This window comes from Roseomonas sp. 18066 (assembly GCF_902706185.1).
In the GTDB taxonomy this organism is placed as follows: domain Bacteria; phylum Pseudomonadota; class Alphaproteobacteria; order Acetobacterales; family Acetobacteraceae; genus Pseudoroseomonas.
Genome location: NZ_CACSJM010000241.1, coordinates 1 through 6042, shown reverse-complemented (window position 1 = coordinate 6042; position 6042 = coordinate 1). Strand labels below are relative to the sequence as shown.

Sequence of the window (6042 nt, the reverse complement as noted above, 5' to 3'; positions counted from 1 at the left end):
GGTGCGGGAGGTGCTGCAGGCGGTGGGGCTGGCCGCGTCCTTCGCCGGGCGGCGGCCGCCGGCGCTGTCGGGCGGCCAGTGCCAGCGCGTCGCCATCGCCCGCGCCATCGTCGTGGCGCCGAAGCTGCTGATCCTGGACGAGCCGGTCTCCGCCCTCGACGTGACCGTGCAGGCGCAGGTGCTGCAATTGCTGGTCGACCTGCAGGCGCGGCTGGGCCTGGCCTATCTGTTCATCTCGCATGACCTGGCCGTGGTGCGCAGCCTCTGCGACGAGGTCGCCATCATGCGCGCCGGCGAGATCGTCGAGCAGGGCAGCGTCGAGGAGATCTTCGCGCGGCCGCGGCACGACTACACGCAGGCGCTGCTGGCGGCGATCCCGTAGGGCGCCCCCGCGGCAAGGCGCCCGGCCTCGCCGGTTTCCGCCGGGCCATGGCCCTAGGGCCTCTCCCCCGGCATGGCGCCGTCGCCGTCGCCCAGCCGCTGCCGCACCGCGCCGCGCAGCAGCATCAGCGCGCCGCCGATCCCGGGCAGCAGCCCGGCCGAGAGCAGCGCCAGCAGCAGCGCCAGCACGGCGGCGCCGAGCGCGAAGGGCCCGTGGCGGAACACCATCAGGCCGCTGCGCCGCCAGGCCGGGCCGGCGCCGCCGGCGAGATCCGCCGGCAGCAGGTAGAGCAGGAACAGCAGCCCCGGCAGCAGCGCGCCGAGGCCGAGGCCGGCCAGCAGCCGGGCGAGGGGGGCGCCGTCGAGGCACAGCGCGACCAGCTCCGGCAGCAGCAGCCCGGCCAGCGCCGCCGGCGGCCCCAGCAGCGCGGCCCATCGCAGCGCGGCCCATCGCAGGGTGGGCCATCGCAAGGCGGGCCAGCCGGGGGTGCCGCCGGCGCCCGGCGGCCCGGCATCGGGCAGCGCCCCGGCCAGGGCGGTGACCGCCACCGCCAGCAGGCTCGCAGACAGCGGCAGGCCCAGCGCCAGGGCCAGGACGCCGAGGCCGGCCGCCGCCTCCAGCAGCAGCGCCAGCAGCCAGGCCAGGGCCAGCAGCGCCAGGTTGCCGGCCAGGATCAGCGGCAGATGCGCCAGCACCGGATGGGCGGCGCAGCGCAGCAGGAAGCTGGCCATGGCCGCCTCAGCCCTTCACCGCGCCGGCCAGGGCCGCGCGCATGAACAGGCGTTGCAGCAGCAGGTAGATCAGCAGGATCGGCAGCAGCGACAGCAGCAGGCCGGAGAAGATCGCCTCGAAATTGGTCGATTGCCCGCCGCCCAGATTGGCGATGAAGGCCGGCAGCGTGTAGCGGCCGGGCGAGAGGAACAGCAGCGGATGGATCAGGTCGTTCCACTGCCAGGGCAGCGAGATCGAGGCGTAGACGGCGAAGGGCGTGCCCATCAGCGGCAGCAGCACGTGGCGCAGATAGGCCAGCCGCCCGGCGCCGTCGATGATGGCGGCCTCGCGCAGCTCCTTCGGGATGGCGGCGATGGCGGCGGTGAAGATCATGGTGGACAGCGCCGTGCCCTTGATGTTGAGCAGCACCAGCGCCGTGTAGCTGTCGCCCAGGCCGAGGAAGCGCGCCAGGATCAGGTATTGCGGCAGCATGATCATCAGCGGCGGGATGATCATGTTCAGCAGGTAGCTGTTATAGACCCAGACATGCCAGCGCTGCCGGAAGCCGGCCAGCACCGAGCCGGTGGCGATGCCCAGCAGCCCGCCCAGCCCGATCGACAGCCCGACCACCAGCAGCGTCGCCAGCAGCGACGACAGGAAGCCGCCCTTCCACACCGTCAGGATGCCGTTCCAGCGGGTGAAGGGCTCCAGATAGGCGCGCAGCATGGCCTCGGGGATGGCGTGGCGCTCGGTCAGCTCCTGCAGCGTGGCCTGCGGGTTCATGTAGCCGCGGATGCCCAGCGCCCGGCGGAACTCGCGCCCGTCCAGGTTGTAGGTGGAGAGCAGGTCGCCGATGCGCAGGTCGAGCTCCAGCGCCGGGCGCGGCGGGATCCACAGATGCAGCCGCGTCGCCTCGGCGGTGGGGACGAAGGCGCGCACCGCCAGCACGTAGAAGGGCGCCAGCGTCAGCCCGCAATACAGCGCCAGCGCGGCGAGGATGCCGAGGCGCGCGCGGGTCATCCGGCGCCCCGCCGCTTCTGCCAGGCGGTCAGGGCGAAGGCGGCCAGCAGCAGCGGCAGGAAGACCACCAAAGCGATGGCGATGCCCTGCGCCAGCGTGCCGTCGCGGCCGCCGCTGAAGCCCAGCTTGTAGATCAGCACCGAGAGGAACTCGGCATTCGGATTGCCGTAGAGCCCGCCGAGGCCGACCAGCTCGTCGAACAGGCCGAAGGAGGCGACCAGGCAGAAGACCGTCGCCGTCACCAGCGCCGGCACCATCTGCGGCAGGTAGATGTGGCGCACCCGCTGCAGGTAGCTGGCGCCGTCGATGCGCGCGGCCTCGATGGTCTCGGTCGGGATCGCCAGCAGGCCGCCCAGGAAGATCGCCATGTTGAAGCCGGCCGCCTTCCAGCCGGTGATCAGCGGCAGCACCAGCAGCAGAGCGGCCTCCTGCTTGATGTTGATCAGGTTGCTGCCGAGGCCCAGCGCCTCCAGCGCCAGGTTCACCGTGCCGGTGTCGGGCGAGAACAGCATGACCAGCAGCAGCCCGAGCCCGATGCCGGAGATCATCCAGGGCATGTAGATGATGGTGAAGAACAGGCCGAGCAGGCGCGACTTCAGCTCGAACAGCGCCAGCGCCAGCAGGAAGCCGAAGGCATAGACCATGGCGTAGTTCAGCAGGGTGAAGATCACCGTGCGGCGCAGCGCCGCGTAGAAGCGCCCGTCCAGCGGCGGCCGGAACAGCGACAGGATGTTGTCGAGCCCGACGCCGCTGACCGCGTGGTCCGAGAAATCCACCTGGTCGGTGAAGATGATCGGCAGCGCGACGGCGAAGGGCAGCAGCGTCAGCGTGACATAGAGGATGTATTGCGGGAGCAGGAAGGCGAGGTCCGCCGCCAGCTCCCGCCCGTCGCGCCGGGTCACGCGCTACCGCGCATAGGCGGCCTCCCAGCGCGCCTGCAGCCGGCCGGCGAAGGCGGCGCGATCCAGCCGGCCCTCGATATAGTCGCCGAGGATCGGCGCGAAGCCGTCATCGGTCAGCACATAGGGCGTGCCGCGGCGCTTGAAGCGCTCCGCCGAATGACGGCCGCTGACGCTGGTGTCGAAGGTCACGCGGACGAGCGCGCCTTCCAGCGCCGGGCGGATGACGCGGGTGTATTGCGGGTTGGTCAGGGTGACCGCGCCGGCCTCGCTGGTGTCGAGCGCCGGCAGGAAGCCCAGCGCCTCGGCGCGCAGCCGCACCGCCTGCGGGCTGTTCCACCAGATGAAGGCGCGGGTGGCCGCCGCGTTGTTGGGCTTGCGGCGATTGGCCTCGTAGAGGGCGGAGCCGCCATGCTGCGTGGTGCCGTCGGTCCAGAGCACGCCGTCGCGATTGGGCGGGAAGAAGAAGCCGTCGAGGTCGGCGCGGGGGTTCTGCGCCAGCACCTTGGTCCACAGCCAGGGGCCGTGGAAGGTGAGCAGCGACTTGCGGCCGATGAAGCTGGCCTCGAACTCCGTCTCCCAGGCGCGCTGCCACCAGCGGGCCGGCAGGTAGCCCTTCTCGGTGAACTCCTTGTAGAGGTCGAGCGCCGGCAGCAGCGGGTTGCGGTCGAGGTCGGTCCAGCGGATCTCGCCGGCATAGAGCGCGCGGATCTGCGCCTTGCTGGCGCCGAGGCCGACGGCCCAGGCCTCCACGATGACGCGGCCGATCATCAGCGGGTGCCAGCCGAAGTCGAAGACATATTGCAGGTCGCGCCGGGTGGCGACATGCGACTTCAGCTTCTCCAGGAAGCCGCGCAGGCTGTCGATGTCGCGCACCTCGGCCTTGGGATCGAGCCCGGCGCGGCGGAGCTCGTCGCCATAGAACAGGAAGGTGCTGAAATTGCCGCGCTGGATGTTCAGCGCCGGCAGGTAGTCGGCGACGCCGTTGGTGACGGCGAAGATGTTGCGGGCGTCGTAGTTCAGCTTGTCGAAGTGCGGATAGCCGATGGTCAGCAGGTTCTGGTAGATCTGGTAGTTGTCGCGCAGCGGCACGGTGCCGTTGCGGATATCCGGCGGGTTGCCGGCGGCGACGCGGGCGTTGAAGGCGGCCTCGGTGTCCTCGTTCACCTGCAGCACGCGGATCTCGACCGCGCGGTTCTCATCCTCGTAGAGGTCCCAGATGCCGCGCTCCTGCTGGGCGAATTCCGGCATGGTCGCCACCACCTCGATCACGCTGCGGCTCTGCGCCAAGGCCGGGCGGGACAGGCTTGCCGTGCTGCCGGCCGCCAGGGCCAGGCTCGCGAGGCGGCGACGCGTCAGCAGGTTCGTCATGCGGCGGCTCCGACGGGCTTGAAGGGGGAGGTGCGGGACGCCGCCATGCCCCCGGGCCCCCGCCATCCGGGGCGGGCAGGGGTCGGCGGGCCAGCGGCCTCTATTAAACATAAAATAACTGTTAAATAAGATAACAGCTAATTCCGATTGTGCAAATAGGCCATCTTCGGCTTGCCGGCGGCCGTCGCTGCTGTCCGGGCGCGGGCGGCCTGGCCGGGAATGCGGGGACTCGTGCCGCCGGTCCGGCGCCGAAGCCTGCTCGCAATGCGCGGTTACCGGAATGAAAATGTTGCCTGGCCAGGCGAAGGCCTTCGCGCCTTCGGCAAGGGTCCTGGTGGTTCACCGCCCGTGCCGGCCGAGCTCACGCCGGGTCGTCCGGGATGATCGGACGCGAAACGGGTCGTGGAATAGAAAAAACACGGAGGAACGGCATAAATTCCGGCCGCGTCGCCGGCCCGCCGCAGGCTCCCGAACCGACCGATGGGCCCAGGGCAGGCCCCCCGGGTTGCGGCCGGCGGGACCTGCGGCTTGAATGGCGCCGCGGCCCCTGCCCAACGCCGCATCGCCACGACGGCCCGACCGTCTCGTGGCGGGCAGGGGTCCAGGCCGTCCCACGAGCCGGAGCCCGCTCTTGCAGAAAACCCCGCTGACCGCCGCCCTCGCCACCGTCATCGCGCTGCTCTTCGGGCATGCGATGCTGCAGATGGGCAATACCCTGCAGTCATCCCTGCTGACCGTGCGCGGCGGGCTGGAGCATTTCTCCGCCACCGAGATCGGCCTGGTGGGCAGCGGCTTCTATCTGGGGCTGATGGTGGGGTCGCTGCGCATCGGCGCGCTGATCCGCAGCGTCGGCCATACCCGGGCCTTCGCGGCGCTGGCGGCGCTGGCCTCGGCGGTGCCGCTGCTGCATCTGATGTTCGTCTCGCCCTGGCTGTGGCCGCTGGGGCGGGCGCTGACCGGCTTCTGCTTCGCCGGGCTGTTCATCGTGGTGGAAAGCTGGCTGAACGGCGCCGCCTCCTCGGCGGTGCGGGGGCAGCTGCTCAGCATCTACGGCATGGTCGGCATGATCGCCGGCGTCGGCGGGCAGATGCTGCTGACGGTCGCCGACCCGCATGGCTTCGTGCTGTTCTGCCTGGTGTCGATGACCATCTCCTTCGCGCTGGTGCCGGTGGTGCTGTCGCGCGCCCAGGCGCCGCTGCAGGCCGAGGGCAAGGAGGTGCGGCCCAACCTGCGCAACCTCTACCGCATCTCGCCCTTCGGCGTGGTGGCGGGGTTCCTGGTCGGCGTCAGCACGTCTTCCTATTATTCGCTCGGGCCGCTCTTCGCGCAGCGGGTGGGGCTGGAGCCATCGGGCGTCGCGCTGTTCATGGCCTGCGGGTCGCTGGGCGGCTTCGTCGCCACCTGGCCGATGGGCTGGCTGTCGGACCGGGTCGACCGGCGCGGGCTGGTGGTGGCGCTGACCGGCTGCGCCGCCGCGGCGCTGCTGGCCATGGTGCTGCTGGTGCCGGACAATCCGCCGCGCGGGCTGCTCTATGCCCTGGTGGCGGTGTTCGGCGCCATGGTGATCCCGGGCTACAGCCTGGTGCTGGCGCATGTGAACGACCACGTGCCGCCGGGCGAGTTCGCCGCCGCCTCGGGCGGCATGCTGGTGCTCTGGGG

6 protein-coding genes are annotated in these 6042 nt (G+C 71.0%); 2 read left to right on the top strand and 4 right to left on the bottom strand.

Annotation, left to right across the window (positions count from 1 at the left end; genetic code table 11):
• Nucleotides 1-382: ABC transporter ATP-binding protein (locus GVN67_RS27770; protein ID WP_160000557.1), on the top strand; the 382-nt coding region annotated here is incomplete at its 5' end.
• A 53-nt stretch (nt 383-435) separates the two neighbouring features.
• Here the strand turns inward: GVN67_RS27770 and GVN67_RS27765 are convergent.
• Genes GVN67_RS27765 through GVN67_RS27750 form a run of 4 tightly spaced genes read right to left on the bottom strand, consistent with a single transcriptional unit; the run spans nt 436 to nt 4383 of the window.
• Nucleotides 436-1113 (bottom strand): hypothetical protein, encoded by a 678-nt coding sequence (locus tag GVN67_RS27765; protein ID WP_160000556.1) that lies wholly within the window; start codon nt 1111-1113, stop codon nt 436-438.
• 7 nt (nt 1114-1120) lie between these two features.
• Entirely contained in the window at nt 1121-2113 is a 993-nt protein-coding gene (locus GVN67_RS27760) for an ABC transporter permease subunit (RefSeq protein ID WP_160000555.1), read from the bottom strand.
• On the bottom strand, nt 2110-3015 hold the full coding sequence (locus GVN67_RS27755; RefSeq protein ID WP_160000554.1) for a carbohydrate ABC transporter permease: 906 nt from the start codon (nt 3013-3015) through the stop codon (nt 2110-2112). The genes GVN67_RS27760 and GVN67_RS27755 overlap by 4 nt, the downstream gene beginning before the upstream one ends.
• Nucleotides 3016-3018: 3 nt before the next feature.
• Nucleotides 3019-4383, bottom strand: a complete 1365-nt coding sequence (locus GVN67_RS27750) for an ABC transporter substrate-binding protein (RefSeq protein ID WP_160000553.1) — start codon at nt 4381-4383, stop codon at nt 3019-3021.
• A gap of 631 nt (nt 4384-5014) precedes the next feature.
• On the opposite strand from GVN67_RS27750, the gene GVN67_RS27745 reads away from it, so the two are divergent.
• Nucleotides 5015-6042 (top strand): MFS transporter (locus tag GVN67_RS27745; protein ID WP_160000552.1); only part of this gene is annotated, 1028 nt, incomplete at its 3' end.